The 15,737-nt window shown below is 74.0% G+C and carries 14 protein-coding genes; 5 read left to right on the forward strand and 9 right to left on the reverse strand.

Going from position 1 to position 15,737, the window contains the following annotated elements; translation table 11 throughout:
- Window positions 1–1,482 (forward strand): precorrin-2 C(20)-methyltransferase, encoded by a 1,482-nt coding sequence (locus LCN96_RS34165; RefSeq protein ID WP_263657355.1) that lies wholly within the window; start codon window positions 1–3, stop codon window positions 1,480–1,482.
- On the opposite strand, the gene LCN96_RS34170 is transcribed toward LCN96_RS34165, so the two are convergent.
- The 5 genes from LCN96_RS34170 to LCN96_RS34190 form a co-directional block, all read right to left on the reverse strand.
- Complete coding sequence (locus LCN96_RS34170) at window positions 1,473–2,210, reverse strand: cobalt-precorrin-6A reductase (RefSeq protein WP_225266548.1); 738 nt, start codon at window positions 2,208–2,210, stop codon at window positions 1,473–1,475. The two genes, LCN96_RS34165 and LCN96_RS34170, sit on opposite strands and share 10 nt — an antisense overlap.
- Entirely contained in the window at window positions 2,195–2,950 is a 756-nt protein-coding gene (gene cobM, locus LCN96_RS34175) for a precorrin-4 C(11)-methyltransferase (protein ID WP_225266549.1), read from the reverse strand. The genes LCN96_RS34170 and cobM overlap by 16 nt, the downstream gene beginning before the upstream one ends.
- Window positions 2,947–4,194, reverse strand: a complete 1,248-nt coding sequence (gene cbiE, locus LCN96_RS34180) for a precorrin-6y C5,15-methyltransferase (decarboxylating) subunit CbiE (RefSeq protein WP_225266550.1) — start codon at window positions 4,192–4,194, stop codon at window positions 2,947–2,949. The genes cobM and cbiE overlap by 4 nt, the downstream gene beginning before the upstream one ends.
- Window positions 4,191–4,580: a pyridoxamine 5'-phosphate oxidase family protein gene (locus tag LCN96_RS34185; protein WP_225266551.1), complete on the reverse strand. Its 390-nt coding sequence runs from the start codon at window positions 4,578–4,580 to the stop codon at window positions 4,191–4,193. The genes cbiE and LCN96_RS34185 overlap by 4 nt, the downstream gene beginning before the upstream one ends.
- 87 nt (window positions 4,581–4,667) lie before the next feature.
- On the reverse strand, window positions 4,668–5,483 hold the full coding sequence (locus tag LCN96_RS34190) for a helix-turn-helix domain-containing protein (protein WP_225266552.1): 816 nt from the start codon (window positions 5,481–5,483) through the stop codon (window positions 4,668–4,670).
- A gap of 140 nt (window positions 5,484–5,623) precedes the next feature.
- Here LCN96_RS34190 and LCN96_RS34195 point away from each other — a divergent pair, with 140 nt between their 5' ends.
- Window positions 5,624–6,370: an NADPH-dependent F420 reductase gene (locus LCN96_RS34195; RefSeq protein WP_225266553.1), complete on the forward strand. Its 747-nt coding sequence runs from the start codon at window positions 5,624–5,626 to the stop codon at window positions 6,368–6,370.
- An 8-nt stretch (window positions 6,371–6,378) separates the two neighbouring features.
- On the opposite strand, the gene LCN96_RS34200 is transcribed toward LCN96_RS34195, so the two are convergent.
- A complete protein-coding gene (locus tag LCN96_RS34200) occupies window positions 6,379–7,320 on the reverse strand; it encodes a ThuA domain-containing protein (RefSeq protein ID WP_225266554.1) in 942 nt (313 codons plus the stop codon).
- Between the two features lie 177 nt (window positions 7,321–7,497).
- Between LCN96_RS34200 and LCN96_RS34205 the strand changes: the two genes are divergently transcribed.
- The gene (locus tag LCN96_RS34205) at window positions 7,498–9,630 is read left to right on the forward strand and encodes an outer membrane protein assembly factor BamB family protein (RefSeq protein ID WP_225266555.1); all 2,133 of its coding nucleotides are present in this window, start codon (window positions 7,498–7,500) and stop codon (window positions 9,628–9,630) included.
- A gap of 31 nt (window positions 9,631–9,661) precedes the next feature.
- On the opposite strand, the gene LCN96_RS34210 is transcribed toward LCN96_RS34205, so the two are convergent.
- Genes LCN96_RS34210 through LCN96_RS34220 form a run of 3 tightly spaced genes read right to left on the reverse strand, consistent with a single transcriptional unit; the run spans window position 9,662 to window position 12,393 of the window.
- Window positions 9,662–10,450, reverse strand: coding sequence for a citryl-CoA lyase (locus LCN96_RS34210; protein ID WP_225266556.1), 789 nt, complete (start codon window positions 10,448–10,450; stop codon window positions 9,662–9,664).
- Window positions 10,447–11,604 carry a CaiB/BaiF CoA transferase family protein gene (locus LCN96_RS34215; protein ID WP_225266557.1) on the reverse strand — a complete coding sequence of 386 codons (1,158 nt, stop codon included), beginning with the start codon at window positions 11,602–11,604 and terminating at the stop codon, window positions 10,447–10,449. The genes LCN96_RS34210 and LCN96_RS34215 overlap by 4 nt, the downstream gene beginning before the upstream one ends.
- Window positions 11,605–11,619: 15 nt before the next feature.
- Window positions 11,620–12,393, reverse strand: coding sequence for an IclR family transcriptional regulator (locus LCN96_RS34220; protein ID WP_225266558.1), 774 nt, complete (start codon window positions 12,391–12,393; stop codon window positions 11,620–11,622).
- Between the two features lie 154 nt (window positions 12,394–12,547).
- Between LCN96_RS34220 and LCN96_RS34225 the strand changes: the two genes are divergently transcribed.
- The gene (locus tag LCN96_RS34225) at window positions 12,548–13,996 is read left to right on the forward strand and encodes an aldehyde dehydrogenase family protein (protein ID WP_225266559.1); all 1,449 of its coding nucleotides are present in this window, start codon (window positions 12,548–12,550) and stop codon (window positions 13,994–13,996) included.
- Window positions 13,993–15,708, forward strand: a complete 1,716-nt coding sequence (locus LCN96_RS34230; RefSeq protein ID WP_225266560.1) for a thiamine pyrophosphate-binding protein — start codon at window positions 13,993–13,995, stop codon at window positions 15,706–15,708. Before LCN96_RS34225 ends, LCN96_RS34230 begins: the two co-directional genes overlap by 4 nt.
- Window positions 15,709–15,737: the final 29 nt, after the last annotated feature.

Below are 15,737 nucleotides of genomic sequence, written 5' to 3' on the forward strand. Positions count from 1 at the left end.
ATGGTGAAGGGACGCCTGTACGGGGTCGGCCTCGGTCCCGGTGACCCGGAGCTGGTCACGGTCAAGACGGCCAGGCTGATCGGCGAGGCGGACGTGATCGCCTACCACGCCGCCAGGCACGGCCGCAGCATCGCCCGTTCCATCGCGCTGCCGTACATGCGGGCGGACCAGATCGAGGAGCTGCTGCTCTACCCGCTGACCACGGAGACCACCGACCACCCCGGCGGCTACCAGGGCGCGCTCGACGACTTCTACGCCGACTGCGCGCAGCGGCTGGCCGCGCACCTGGACGCGGGACGCACCGTGGTGGTGCTCGCCGAGGGCGATCCACTGTTCTACGGGTCGTACATGCACCTGCACAAACGGCTCGCGCACCGCTACGAGACCGAGGTGGTGCCGGGCGTGACGTCGGTCAGCGCCGCGTCCGCCGTGCTCGGCCGGCCGCTGGTGGAGCGGGACGAGGTGCTGACCGTGCTGCCCGGCACGCTGCCGGCCGACGCGCTGGCCGACCGGCTGCGGGAGACGGACTCGGCGGCGGTGCTCAAGCTGGGCCGCACGTTCGAGAAGGTCCGCGACGCGCTGGCCGAGGCCGGCCGGCTGGACGACGCCTGGTACGTCGAGCGCGCCACGATGGGCGCCGAGCGGGTGGCGCCGCTCAAGGACGTGGACCCCGGCGGCGTGCCGTACTTCTCGCTGGCCCTGCTCGCCAGCCCCGCGGAGCGCACGTTCGTGCCGGAGCCGCCGGCGGTGCGGCAGTCGGGCGAGGTGGCCGTGGTGGGCCTGGGCCCGGCGGGGCGGCCGTGGCTGACGCCCGAGGCGCAGGAGGCGCTGGCCGCCGCCACCGACCTCGTCGGGTACGGCCCGTACGTGGACCGCGTCGCCCCGAACCCGCGCCAGCGCCGCCACCGCACCGACAACCGGGTGGAGGCCGAACGCGCCAGGCACGCCCTGGAGCTGGCCCGCGACGGCGCCCGGGTGGCGGTGGTGTCGTCCGGGGACCCGGGCGTGTTCGCCATGGCCAGCGCGGTCATGGAGGCGGCGGCGGACTTCCCCGACGTGCCGGTGCGGATCGTCCCCGGCCTGACGGCGGCGCAGGCGGTGGCCAGCCGCGTCGGCGCGCCGCTGGGGCACGACTACTGCGTGGTGTCGCTGTCGGACCTGCTCAAGCCGTGGGAGGTGGTGGCCGCCAGGCTCGCGGCGGCGGCCGGGGCCGACCTGGTGCTGGCGATCTACAACCCGGCCTCGCGCAGCCGCACGTGGCAGCTCGCGGCGGCCCGCGACCTGCTGCTGGAGCACCGGGACGCCGCCACCCCCGTGGTGATCGGCCGGGACGTGGGCGGCGAGCGGGAGAGCGTGACCGTCACGACGCTGGGCGAGCTGGATCCCGGGCAGGTGGACATGCGCTGCCTGCTGATCGTCGGCTCCTCCACCACCCGGATCACCGACCGCGGCCTGGTCTACACCCCGCGCCGCTACCCCTGAGCCGCCGCCCACTCCGTCGCCGCCGCCACGGTGTCCACCAGGCGGACGCCGGGCGGGAGCGGCGGCCGGTTCACCATGATGACGGGCAGGCCCAGCTCGCGGGCGGCGGTGAGCTTGGCGGCGGTCAGCTGTCCGCCGCTGTCCTTGGTGACGAGGATGTTCAGGCGGTGCTCGCGGATGAGCGCGCGCTCGCCCTCGACGGTGTACGGGCCCCGGTCGAGCAGGACGTGCACGTGGGGCGGCACGGGAGGCTCCGGCGGGTCCACGGAACGGGCCAGCAGCCACACGCCCGGCAGGCCGGCGAAGATCGGCAGGCTCCGGCGCCCGGTCGTGAGGAACACCCTGAGGCCCGTCGTGAGCAGCGCGGCGGCGGCGTGCAGGGAGCCGACGCGGTGCCAGGCGTCGCCGTCCCCCTCCTGCCACCCCGGCCGGCGCAGGACGAGCAGCGGCACGCCGGTGGCCGAGGAGGCGGCGGCGGCCGAGGCGGTCATCCGCTCGGCGAAGGGGTGGGTGGCGTCCACCAGCGCGTCGATGCGCTCCTCCGCCAGGAAGGCGGCCAGCCCCCCGGGCCCGCCGAACCCGCCTTCCCGCACCTCCCCGACCGGCAGGCGCGGGTTGCTCACCCGCCCGGCCAGCGACGACACGACGTGCGTCGCGGGCCGGGCGGCCAGCTCGGCGGCCAGGGCCCGGGCCTCGGCCGTGCCTCCCAGGATCAGGACCCGCCGCACGCACGTTCCCGTTCGGCGCTGTACAGGTGGCTGTCGGGGAACTGCGTGGCCGACAGCACCCGCCCGACGACGATCACGGCGGTGCGCCGGATGCCGGCCGCGTGCACCTGCTCGGCGATGTCCGCCAGGGTCCCCCGCAGGATCACCTCGTCGGCTCTGCTGGCCCGCGCCACCACGGCGACGGGGCACGCGGCCCCGTACGACGGCAGCAGCTCCGCCACCACCTCGTCGATCCGCTGCACCGCCAGATGCAGCACCATCGTCGCCCCGCTCGCCCCCAGCGTGGTCAGGTCCTCGCCCTCGGGCATCGGCGTGGCCCGCGCCGAGGTGCGGGTCAGGATGATCGTCTGGCCGACACCGGGCACGGTCAGCTCCCTGCCCAGCGCGGCCGCCGCCGCCGCGAACGCCGGCACCCCCGGCACCACCTCGTACGGCACGCCGAGCGTGTCCAGCCGCCGCATCTGCTCGGCGACGGCGCTGAAGACGGACGGGTCGCCGGAGTGCAGCCGGGCCACGTCGAGCCCGTCGCGGTGGGCGGTGAGCAGCTCGGCGACGATCTCGTCGAGGGTGAGCTGGGCGGTGTCGACGAGCCTGGTGCCGGGCTGGCAGGAGTCGAGCAGCTCGCGCGGCACCAGCGACCCCGCGTACAGGCACACCGGCGAGGTCTGCAGCCGGCGCAGGCCGCGCAGGGTGATCAGGTCGGCGGCGCCGGGGCCGGCACCGATGAAGTACACGGTCACGTGTCGTCCTTCTTGGTCAGGGACCATACGGTAACCGGCATCGCCGGCCGCCACCCGGTGAACCCGCCCACGGGCGAGGCCCGCTGCACGGCCAGGCGGACGAGGTCGCCGCCCAGCCTGCCGTACCACTGGCCGATGAGCGCCTCGGACTCGAGGGTGACGGCGTTGGCGACCAGCCTGCCTCCGGGGCGCAGCCGTGACCAGCAGCGTTCCAGCAGGCCGGGCACGGTGACGCCGCCGCCGACGAACACCGCGTCGGGGGCGGGCAGCCCGTCGAGCGCGTCCGGGGCCTTGCCCGTCACGACGCGCAGCGCCGGCACGCCCAGCCGGTCGGCGTTGCGGCGGACGGCGGCGGCCCGGTCGGGCCTGCTCTCGACGGCCACGGCGGCACAGGACGGATGGCTGCGCATCCACTCGACGGCGATGCTGCCCGCGCCCGCGCCGACGTCCCACAGCAGCTCGCCGGGTCGCGGCGCGAGCCGCGACAGGGTGACCGCGCGGACCTCCCGCTTGGTGAGCTGGCCGTCGTGCTCGTACGCACTGTCGGGCAGCCCCGGTACGAGGGCCAGCGGCTCGGCGTCCGGGCCGGGCACGCACTCGACGGCGATCACGTGGAGAGGGGACGCGGCGGGCCCCGCCCAGGTCGCGGCCGTGCCGTGCTGGATCGTCTCGGTGGCGGCGCCCAGGTCCGACAGCGCCGTCATGGGGCTCGGGCCGTAGCCGGCGGCGGTCAGCAGCGCGGCGACCTGGGAGGGGGCGTCGCGGCCCGCCACGAGCACGACGAGCAGCCGGCCGGGGAGCGCGGCGGCGTTGAGCGTCTCGGGCGGGCGGCCGACGAGGCTGACGGTCTCCACCTGCTCGACCGGCCAGCCGAGGCGGGCGCAGGCGAGGGAGAGCGAGGACACGTGCGGCAGGATCCGGACGTCCGCCGCGCCCAGGAGGCGTACCAGCGTGGAGCCGATGCCGTAGAACATGGGGTCGCCGCTGGCCAGCACGCACACCTCGCGTCCGGCGTACCGCTCGATGAGCGCGGGCAGCGCGGGCAGCAGCGGCGAGGGCCAGCGGACGCGCTCCGCTCCCACGCATCCGGGGGCGGAGGCGATGCCAGGCTCGGCAGCGGGGGCGGGCAGGAGCTCCAGCTGGCGGGGGCCGCCCATGACGACCTCGGCCGTCACCAGCGCCTGCCGTGACGCCTCGCCCAGCCCGTCCCAGCCGTCCGCGCCGATGCCGACGACGGTGATCACACGTTGCCCAGGACGCGCGTCACCTGGATCTCGATGACCACCCGGGCGGGGTTGGCGCGGGGCGGCTTGTACCGGGCCGTGTACCGGCGCTCGGCGTCGGCCACCTCCTCCGGCGAGGTGCGGACGACGGCCCGCCCCTCCAGCGTGGACCAGCGCCGGCCGTCCACCTGGCACAGCGCGACGAGCGCGCCGCCGGAGGCGGCGATGAGCCTGGCCTTCGCCGAGGTCCCGGACGTGATCACCCGGGCGACGCCCGTCTCCAGGTCCAGCGTCGCGCCCACCGGCACCGCGTGCGGCGGCCCGCCGGGGCGGGCGGTGGAGAGCGTGCACAGGTGCCGCTCCTGCCAGAAGGCGGCGAAAGCGCTGCCCCGCTCGACCAGGTTCACGATCCTCCTCGGGTGATTCGGGCGAGGCATATCGTATATCGCGCCCGTTTCCACGGACGGGCGCCCAGCGCTGCCGCCCCAGGCCCCCTACAGGCCGCCGAGCCTCCGCAGCGCCGCCTCGGACGCCGATCCGGGCTCGGCGGCGAACAGGTCGAGCCCATAGCACGACGGCGCGTCCGGCAACGTGATCAGCTCACCGTGCAGCGTCAGCTCCCCCACAACCGGATGCCGCAGCGCGTACACCCGGGATCGCATCTGCGCGACCGGATGCTCGGCCCACAACCGCGCGAAGTCCGCACTCAGCCCCCGCATCTCGTCGATGTGCGCCATGAGCCCCGGGTCCCCGTGATACCGCCCGAGCAGCACCCGCACGTGCGCCACGTGCTCACGCGCCACCCGCTCCCAGCCGTCGCCGTGCAGCTCGCGCAGATGGGGATCGGCGAACAGCAGGTGCGAGAGCGTGCGCCGCTCCTCGGGCAGCGCGGGGAAGCCGCCGAACACCGCCACGGCGAGCGCGTTCCAGCCGACGATCTGGGTGTGCCGCCCCACGACCAGCGCGGGCGTCAGCACGAACGACCGCAGCAGGTGGCTCACACTCGCGGGCACGGCCGGAGCCCCAGCCGCGCAGCGTGGCGGGCGCCGGGCGATCCGGTGCAGGTAGACCAGCTCGTCGGCGTCCAGGCGCAGCGCCGCGCCGACGGCGTCCAGGATCTCGTCGGAGACGCCGTCGCCCTTGCCCTGTTCGAGCCGCGTGTAGTGGGCGATGCTCACGCCCGCCAGCCGGGCCAGCTCCTCGCGCCGCAGCCCCGCGACCCGCCGCGTGCGCCCGTAGTCGCGCAGCCCGACCTCCTCGGGACGCAGCCGGGCACGGCGTGACTTGAGGAACTCGCTCAGGTCGTCCACCCGACCACCCTACGACCGGGGCGGCCGGTGGGTGATCACGCCGTGAGTACGCACGCCACGGCCCTGGCCGGGCCGCTCCGGCGGTTCCAGGCTGTCAGCCGGGAAACCGCCACAGGCTCCTCGACGAAAGGGACAGACCCATGCCCGGCACACTCGGACTCATCGGCAGCGGAATGATCGGCACCTCCCTGGCCCGCCTGGCCGTCGCGGCGGGCCTGGAGGTGATCCTCAGCAACTCCAGAGGCCCGCAGACCCTCGCCGCCCTGGTCGCCGGCCTGGGCGGGCGCGCCCGCGCGGCCACCCCGGCGCAGGCGGCGCGCGCCGCCGACCTGGTGGTGGCGGCCATCCCGCTGAAGTCCTTCGCACGGCTGCCCGCCGAAGCGCTGGCCGGCAGGACGGTGCTGGACACGGCCAACTACTACCCCGAGCGCGACGGCCACCTGCCCGAGCTGGACGCGGGCGAGCTGACCTCCAGCGCCCTGCTGCAACGCCACCTCGCCCGCTCGCACGTGGTCAAGGCGTTCAACACCATCACCCCGCACCAGCTCCGCACCCTGGCCAGACCGTCGGGCGCGCCGGACCGCAGCGCCCTGCCGATCGCGGGCGACGACGCGGGGGCCAAGGCGGCGGCCACCCGGCTGCTGGACATGCTCGGCTTCGACGCGGTGGACCTCGGCCCGCTCGCCGAGAGCTGGCGCAGCGAGCCGGACACCCCGGTCTACGTCCGGCCCTATCTCGGCGACGTGCCCGCCATGAACGTCGCCGACTTCCTCGCCTGGACCTCCCGGACACCCGGCGTGGCCGTGCCCGCGGCGCGGGTCCGCGAGCTGGCCGGGACCGCGGTGCGCCGGCCGGCGGGCGCGGCCCGCCTGCCGAGCGAGGGCTGAACCGCGCCTCAGCGGCAGAAGGGGGCCATCCCGAGCACGGACTTGACGCCGCCGAGCAGGTGCTGGAGGAAGTGCTGGTCGCCCTCCATGGGCTCGTCGGTCCAGGCCTTGACGTCGTGGCCGAGGGTGGTCAGCCACGCCTTGCCGCCGTCGTAGTACTGGCACCAGCTCACCGGATGGTGCTCGCCGTGGCCGGGGTGGCCGAGGTTGCCGCGCACGCCCTGCGGCAGGGTGGACTCGTCCACCTCGGCCAGCACGCGGACGCGGGTGGGCGCGGGGACGAGGTTGTACCACTCGTCGGCGAAGGCCCAGGTTCTGGGCAGGCCCTGGGTGGAGGCGTCGCGGCGGTTGACGGTGACGACGGTGCCGGGCTGGTTGGCGCCGTGGTCGTAGAAGTTGGCGTTGCCGAGCAGGCCCTCGTACCAGGGCCAGTTGTACTCGGTGCCGAAGGCGTTGTGCACGCCGACGAAGCCGCCGCCGGCGCGGATGTACTGGCGCAGCGCGGTCTGGGCGGCGTCGTCGAGGGTGTCGCGCGTGGTGCTGAGGAACATCACGGCGTTGTAGCCGAGCAGGCGGCCGGCCGAGGAGAGCTGGGTGACGTCCTCGGTGTAGTCGACGGCGAAGCCGTGCTCCTGGCCCAGCTTGAGCACCGCTTTGACGGCGACGTTGTTGTCATTGAGCGGCGGGTTGAGCCCGGGGGCGAGCGGGGTGCCGAGGTGGGCGTGGCGGGGGCCGGCGGTGCGGCTGTAGACGAGCAGCTTGTAGCCCTTGGCCGGCTCGAAGTTGCCCCAGTCGTGGTAGCAGCGGGGGTCGGTGCCCCGGCAGACGCCGTAGTCGGGGTCTCCGAGGTTCTGTGCCGGCGGCGGGGAGGCGGCGGAGCTGGGTGCGGTGGCGGTCAGCAGCAGGAGCGCTGCTCCGGTGGCGGCGGCGATGGAGAGTTTGCTGCGCATGGGCACCTCACACAGGTCGATCCACTAGGTGGATCAAACGGTCCACTCGGGGGCTTGAGCGTAACTGCGGATCTTCGTGGCGACAAGCTCTTGCCTTCACTCCGGGAAGGGACTTAAGGTGCGTCCGTCGTACGGATCCAGTGGTCCGCTAGGCGGACCACCGAAAGTTTGGTGCCAGTGGAACGACGAAACTTCCTCCTCGGCGCGGCAGCCACGCTGACCGCCTCCGCCACGATCACCGAGCCCGCCCAGGCGCAGCCGCAGCCGCTGGAGCGGCAGCCCGCCTCCCTCGGCGTGACGGGCAAGGACTTCCCCAAGGTCTGCGGCAACCTGGCCAACACCAACTACTCCCCGCTCCACCAGATCAACGCCCGCACGGTGCGGCGGCTCGGCGGCGCCTGGCACGTCAACCTGGAGGGCGGCAGCACCTCGGCCGCGCAGCAGAGCACCTGCGTGGTGCAGAACGGCGTCCTGTACGTCCAGACCACCCAGCAGAACGTCTTCGCCGTGGACGGCAGGACCGGCGCGGTCAAGTGGAAGACCAACCTGGGCACGAAGCAGACGAACATGCGCGGCGTCGCGCTGGGCGAGGGCCTGGTCTTCTCCACCTCCGGCGCCAACATCGTCTACGCGCTGAGGCAGGACACCGGCGAGATCGCCTGGCAGCGGCAGCTCATCACCGACGGCGAGGGCGGCGGCGACACCGGCGGCTGCGACCCGCAGAACGGCCAGTGCGGCGGCCTGACCGGCACCCTGGCCGGGGCCGTCGTCTACTGGGACGGGCTCATCTACGTCGGCATGCAGGGCAGCACCGGCGGCGCGCGCGGCCGGGCGTACGCACTGAAGGCCGGCACCGGCGAGGTCGCCTGGACGTTCTGGTCGTGCCCCGGCGAGGGCCAGTTCGGCAACGACACCTGGGAGGGCGAGTCCTGGAAGACCGGCGGCGCGGTGCCGTGGATCCACCCGGCGGTGGACCCGGACCTCGGGCTGGTCTACTGGACGTTCGGCGGCTCCTACCCGCGCCTGGACGGCGCCACCCGGGGCGGCGACAACCTGTTCGCCAACTCGATCGTGGCCATCGACGCCAAGACCGGCACGCGCAAGTGGCACTTCCAGTCGGTGCACCACGACATCTGGGACCTCGACAACGTCATGGCCCCGGTGCTGGTGGACGTCAAGGTCAAGGGCCGCCTGCGCAAGGCCGTCGTGTACGGCAGCAAGGTCGGCATGTTCTACATCCTCGACCGGGAGAGCGGCGAGCCGCTGCACGGCATGGAGGAGCGGCCCGTCCCGCAGAACGCCCAGCAGAAGACGGCGGCCACGCAGCCGTTCCCCGGCGGGGAGCCGTTCATCACGCAGGCTCCCGAGTTCGGCAAGGCCACCCGGCCGGTGCCGTTCTACGCCTGGGGCGGCCTGTACACGCCGCACTGGGACCGGGCGACGATCATCTTCCCCGGCGCGGGCGGCGGCGCCGACTGGGCGCACCTGTCGTACAACCCGCACACGGGCTGGATCTACGTCGGCTACGGCCTGATCAACTCCGGCTTCTCCAACAGCCGCGACGGCCGCGTCAACACCTCCCGGCCGCTCGGCGAGTACTTCGCGGGCGGCATCGCGGCGGTCGACCCGCGCACCAACACCCCGGTGTGGACGCTGGACCGGGAGTGGTCGCTCGCGCACGGCAACGGCATCCTGACCACGGCGGGGCGGGTGATGTTCCAGGGCGGCCCCGACGGGGTGCTGCACGCGATGGACGACACCGACGGCCGCGTCCTGTGGAGCTTCCAGTGCGGCGCCGGGGTGCACACCAGCCCGATCAGCTACGAGATCGACGGCGAGCAGTACGTCGCGGTGCTGGCGGGCGGCAACGGCCTGCCCTACCCGGACATCCCCAGGGGCGACCACCTGTGGGCGTTTAAGCTCGGCGGCAAGGTGCCGCCCGCCGCCACGCCGACGCCCCCGAAGAAGCGCAACGACATCAGGGCGGCGGCCGTCACCGGCCTGTCCACAGTCACGCTCGGCCGGGTCTGGGACGCGGCGGGCCAGCGGCCCGGCGCCACCGAGAACACCGTCGCGCAGAACGCCATGTCGCCGCAGCACCTGCGCGTGCCCAAGGGCACGACGGTCACCTTCGTCAACCCGGCCGACAACGCGAGCGCACACGCCGCCGTCTCGTTCTTCGAGTACGAGTTCGACACCGGCGTCCTGATGCCCGGCCAGTCGTTCACCCACACCTTCGACACCCCGGGCGAGTACTTCTACAACGACGCGATCTACCCGCAGAACACCGGCAAGATCGTCGTCTTCTGAGAGCGGAGCCCCGCCGGCCGGCGGGGCTCCCTCACAGCCAGGTCGGCAGGATGGACGGCGGGATCGGCCCCTTGTTGCGCCGCCCCTGCCCGCTCTCCTCCCAGGCGTGGGCCAGGATTCCCACGGAGCGGCTGAGCACGAACAGCCCGCGCGCCAGCGGCGCGGGGAAGCCCAGCTCGGCGTAGACCACGGCGGTCGCCCCGTCGATGTTCATGGGCACGGGCGCGATCAGCCGCTCGATCTCGATCGCGGCCCGCAGGTGCGCGCCCGCCACCACCCCGTCGGCGACCGCCTGCGACACGAGGCCGAGCAGCGGGTCGCGGCGCGGATCGCGGGTGTGGAAGCGGTGCCCGAAGCCGGGCAGGTACTTGTCGCGGGCGCGCCAGCGCGCCACCACGGCCGCCGCGCCCCCGTCGGCGGAGTCACCGCCGCCTGAGCCGCCGCCCGGCCCGCCCTGGGCGGCCACCTCCTCCAGCAGCCGGACGCACTGCTCGCCCGCGCCGCCGTGCACGTCCCCGAGCAGGTTCACCCCGGTGGCCACGGCGTTGTTCAGCCCCACCCCGCACGTGACGGCCATCCGCGCGACGGCGATGGACGGCGCGTGCGGCCCGTGGTCGACCGACGAGACGAGCGCCGCCTCCAGCAGCGCCGCCTGGCGCGGGCCGGGGCGCTCGCCGCGCAGCATCAGCCAGATCAGCTCGGCGAAGCCGATCCGCCCGATGAGGTCCTGGACCGGCTGCCCGCGCAGCTCGATGACGTCGGGCTCCACCCTCGACACGGCGGTGCCCCACCAGTCGGCCGCGGCCTCCCGCCCGCTCACGACGCCGCCTCGAACTCGGCGTTGTGCTCACCCAGCAGCGGGGCGGCCCCGCGCGGGCGCAGCGCGACGCCGTCCACGACCACGCCGTTGCCCGCCACGGTGACCTGCCGCTCCCCCGACCCGGGGAACGGCACCTCCGTCAGGAAGCCGCGGTGGCGTACCTGATCGAGGGCGAGCGCCTGCGGGACGGTGAGGATGCGGGCGGCGGGCACCCCTTCGGCGGCGAGGAGCTCCTCCCACTCCAGCGCGGTCTTGGCCCGCAGCGCCTGGTTGAGCTCCTGGTTGAGGGCCTGCCGGTGGGTCTTGCGCGACTCCCGCTCGGCGAAGCGGGGGTCGGCGGGCAGGTCGGGCCGACCGACGAGCCGGCACAGCGTCTCGAACTGGGCCTGCTGGTTGGCGGCGATGTTGAGCGGCCCGTCGGCGGTCTCGAACGTGCCGGACGGGGCGGCGGTGGCGTTCTGGTCGCCCATCGGCTCCGGCTCGACGCCGCTGACCAGGTAGTTGGAGACCGTCCAGCCCATCGCGGAGATCGACGCCTCCAGCATGGACAGGTCCAGGAAGCAGCCGCGCCCGGTGCGGTGCCGCCCGGCCAGCGCGGCGGAGACCGCCAGCGCGGCCATCAGCCCGCCGATCGTGTCGCAGATGGGGAAGCCCACCCGCAGCGGGGCCGTGTCGGGGGTGCCGGTGACGCTCATCATGCCGGACAGCCCCTGCACGATCTGGTCGTAGGCGGGCGCGCCGCTCATCGGGCCGCTCTGCCCGAAGCCGGAGATGGCGCAGTAGACGAGGCCGGGGTTCAGCTCGCGCAGGCGGTCCCAGCCGTAGCCGAGCCTGGCCAGCACCCCGGCGCGGAAGTTCTCCAGCAGGACGTCGGCGCCGGCGAGCATCGACTCGAACGCGGCCCGCCCGTCCGGGCTCTTCAGGTCCAGCTCGACCGACTTCTTGCCGGCGTTCTGGGCCAGGAAGGAGGCGCCCAGCCTGGCCTGGTTGAGCCCGGGGTCGGGGCCGAGCCGCCGGGCGAGATCCCCGGCCCCGGGCAGCTCCACCTTGACCACCTCCGCGCCGAACAACATCAGCTGATAACTGCAGTACGGCCCGGCCAGAACGTTGGTCAGGTCCACGACCTTGACGCCGTCCAGTGGCAACTGCTGCATGCACGCTCCATTGAGTCAAGTCAGAGGATGGTCGAACCCGCGCTCCGACATCCGCTTGGCCGCCTCGCGCAGATCCGCGGCGAACTCCCCGACGCGGTCGGCGGTGAAGCGGACGGTGGGGCCGCTCAGCGTCAGCGCCGCCACGGGCGCCCGCAGGCCGGTGGCCACCGGGACGGCGACCGCGGACAGGCCCGGCTCGCGTTCGCCGTGGCTGGCCGCGTACCCGTCGTGCGCCGCCTGCCCGGCCCACGCCCGCAGCGTCACCACGTGGGCCTCGCCGTACGGGGAGGAGCGGGCCACCCGTTCGAGCAGCCGCTCCGGCGCCCCGATCAGCAGGACCTTCGAGGAGGCGCCCGCCCACAGGGGCAGCTCGTCGCCGACGCGCACCACGTGGCGCAGCGGCTGCGGGCTCTCCTGCTGGGCGATGCAGATGCGGCGCACGTCGCGCGGCACGTAGAGGTTGACGGTCTCCCTGTGCCGCGCCCCCAGCCCGCGCATGAGCTGCACGGTCTCCGGCGGCAGCTCCCACGCCGAGCGGGCCAGGTGCGCCCAGCGCCACAGCGCCGGGCCGGCCGTGAACCCCTTGGGCGTGGCCCACAGCAGCCCCAGGTGCTCCAGGGTCTGCAGCAGGCGCAGCGCCGTGGTCTTGGCCAGGCCCGTCTCCTCGACGACCTCGCGGATCGTCAGCGTCCGCCGGTCCTCGGTGAGCAGCGTGAGGATGTCGAACGCGCGCTGGACGCTGCGCACACCCCCGCCCTCCCCCGGCTCCGCGGGAATGTTCGAAGGCATGGCCGTACGCTAACACCGAGTCCGCATAGCGGTCCATACGCTCCACCAAGCGGATTGCCCGGCACTCTTGCCATAACCTTCGCCGGGCTCATACCGTGAGGCAATCCACAGTGCGGATTATCAGAACCGCTGAGCGGATTCAGTGGGAGTCATCATGAACACCATCCACGAAGCCGGTTGCTTAGTAGCCGGGCAGTGGCTGACCGAAGGCCCGCAGGCCGACCGCATCGGCCCCTACCTCCGCGAGCCCGTCAGCCGGGCCCGCACCGCACGACCCGAGGACCTCACCGCCGCCCTGGCCTACGCCCGGCGCTCCGCCAGGCGGATCGCCCGGCTGGCGCCCGCCACCCGGGCCGGCATCCTGGAGCGGGCCGCCGCCGCGGTCACCGCGCAGGGCGAGCGGCTGGCCCGCCTGCTGGCGCTGGAGCTGGGCAAACCGCTCAAGGACGGGCGCGGCGAGGTGCTGCGCGTCGCCGACACCCTGTCCGTGGCCGCCGCCGAGGCGCGCATGATCGGCGGCGAGGTGCTGCCGGTGGCCGGCTGGGGGCGCGGGGTCGGCAACACCGCGATCACCCAGCGGGCCCCGGCCGGCCCGGTGCTGGCGATCACGCCGTTCAACGCCCCGGCGAACCTCCTGGCCCACAAGCTCGCCGCCTCCTTCGCGGCGGGCAACACCACGATCGTCAAGCCGCCGCCGCAGGCGCCCGCGGTCTCCACCGCGCTGGTGGAGCTGCTGCTGGAGGCAGGGATTCCGGTGGAGGCGGTGCAGGTGCTGCACGGCGGCGGCGACGTGGGCGCGGCGTTGTGCGCGGCGCCGGAGATCGCCGTCGTCAGTTTCACCGGCGGAGTGGCGGCCGGTCACGCCGTCGCCCGCGCCGCCGGCCCGAAGCGGGTGATGCTGGAGCTCGGCGGCAACGCCGCCACCATCGTCTGCGAGGACGCCGACGTCGCCGCGGCGGCGCTGGCGTGCGCCCGCACCGGCTACAGCAACTCCGGGCAGAGCTGCATCTCCGTGCAGCGGGTCTACGTGCACCGCAGCCGCTTCGAGGAGTTCGCCGAGGAGCTGACCGCGCAGGTGAAGGGCCTGGCCGTGGGCGACCCGCTCGACTCCGGCACCGACGTGGGCTCCATGGTGGACGACGACGCGGCCGAGCGGGTGGTCCGCTGGACGGCCGAGGCCGCCGCCCAGGGCGCCCGGGTGACCACCGGCGGCACCCGCGACGGCTCGGTGATGGCGCCGACCGTGGTCGTCGCGCCGCCCGCCGAGGCGAAGGTGGTGCGCGAGGAGGTGTTCGGCGCGCTGGTGGCCGTGCTGCCCTACGACGGCTTCGACGAGGTGATCGAGGAGTGCAACCGCAGCTCGTACGGGCTGCAGGCCGGGCTGTTCACCCACGACGTGCGCCGCATCGTGACCGCCTGGCGGGAGCTGGAGGTCGGCGGCCTGATCGTGAACGGCTCGTCCAACTTCCGGCTCGACCACGTGCCGTTCGGCGGCGTGAAGGACTCCGGCATCGGCCGCGAGTCGCCGCGCTGGATGATCGAGGACTTCACCGTGACCAAGACCCTCATGCTCAAGGGCCTGACCATCTGGGGAGACGAGTGACCACGACAGCCGCCCACGCCCTCGTCGAGCAGCTCGAAGCGCTCGGCGTCGAGTACGTCTTCGGCACCTGCGGCCACACCAACATCGCCGTCCTGGACGCGCTGGCCGACAGCCCCATCCGGTTCGTCATCGCCCGCCACGAGCAGGCCGCCGCGCACGCCGCCGACGGCTACGCCCGCGCCTCGGGCAAACCGGGCGTGCTGCTCGTGCACGTGGGCCCAGGGCTGACCAACGCCGCGACCGGCGTCATGACGGCGGCGCTGGACTCGGTGCCGCTGGTGGTGATCTCCGGCGACATCCCGTCCTACTACCACGGCCGGCACCCGCACCAGGAGATCAACCTGCACGCCGACGCCGACCAGGCGAGCGTGTTCCGGCCGTTCGTCAAGCGTGCCTGGAACGTGCACCGGGCCCAGGACCTGGGCCGCTTCGTGGAGCGCGCCTTCTTCACGGCCACCTCGGGCCGTCCCGGCGCGGTGCTGGTCAACGTGCCGATGGACGTCTTCTCCCGGCCCGCCGCGCCGTACCCGCCGCTCAGCCACGCGGCCCGGCCGGGCCTGCCGGAGGACACCGCGAAGCTGATCGCCGCGAAGCTGGCAGGCGCGGAGCGGCCGCTGATCTACGTGGGCGGCGGCCTGCGCGAGGATCCGGGGCCGCTGATCCGCCTGGCGGAACACCTCGACATCCCGATCGCGCACTCGCTCATGGCCAAGGGCACGGTGCCCGACGCGCACCCGCTGGTCATCGGCATGCCGGGCTTCTGGGGGCTGGAGCTGACCAACACCTGCGCCCGCGAGGCGGACGTGGTGCTGGCGCTGGCCACCCGGTTCGCCGAGACCGACGCCAGCTCCTGGGACCCCCGCTTCACCTGGGACTTCTCCGGCAGCACGCTGATCCAGATCGACATCGACCCGGCCGAGATCGGCCGCAACTATCCGGCGGAGATCGGCGCCGTGGCCGACGTGCGGCTCGCGGTGGAGGCGATCGCGGACGCGGCCGGGGCGCACGCCGCGCGTGACAGGACCGAGCTGCGCAAGCAGATCATGGAGGCGCGCACGGAGCTGTTCGCGGCCAGCAGGGAGCGGGGCAGGAGCGCGGACTTCCCGCTGCGCCCCGAGCGCATCCTTGCGGACCTGCGCGACGCGCTGCCGCCGGACACGATCCTGGTCACCGACGTGGGCTGGAACAAGAACGGCGTCGCCCAGTGCTACGAGCTGCCCGCCGAGGGCCGCTTCATCACCCCGGGAGGCGCCTCCACCATGGGGTTCGGGCCCGCCGCCGCCGTCGGCGTGCAGCTCGCCCAGCCCGGCAGGACGGTGGTCGCGCTGATCGGCGACGGCGGGATGAGCGCCCAGTTGCCCGCCGTGCCGCTCGCGGTGGAGCAGGGCGCCCCGGTGGTGTTCGTGGTGATGAACAACCGGGCCCACGGCACGATCTCCGACCTGCAGTCGGCGCACTTCGGCCGCAGCCACGGCTGCGACTTCACCGACCCCGCCGGGCAGCCGTACAGCCCGGACTTCGCCGCGCTGGCCCGGGCGTGCGGCGCCGACGGCCACACCGTCGCCGTCCCGGCCGACCTCGGCACGGCGCTGCGCGAGGCCGTCGCGAACCGGCGGCCCGCCGTGCTCGACGTGCCGATGGTCAACGAGCCGGTGCCGACGCCGGGCCACTGGAACATCAAGGACATCTACCAGGGGCTGTTCACCGACTGATCCCGCCGGGAAACCGTTGCACGTTCGAG

Origin of the sequence: Nonomuraea gerenzanensis (assembly GCF_020215645.1) — a bacterium.
GTDB lineage: Bacteria > Actinomycetota > Actinomycetes > Streptosporangiales > Streptosporangiaceae > Nonomuraea > Nonomuraea gerenzanensis.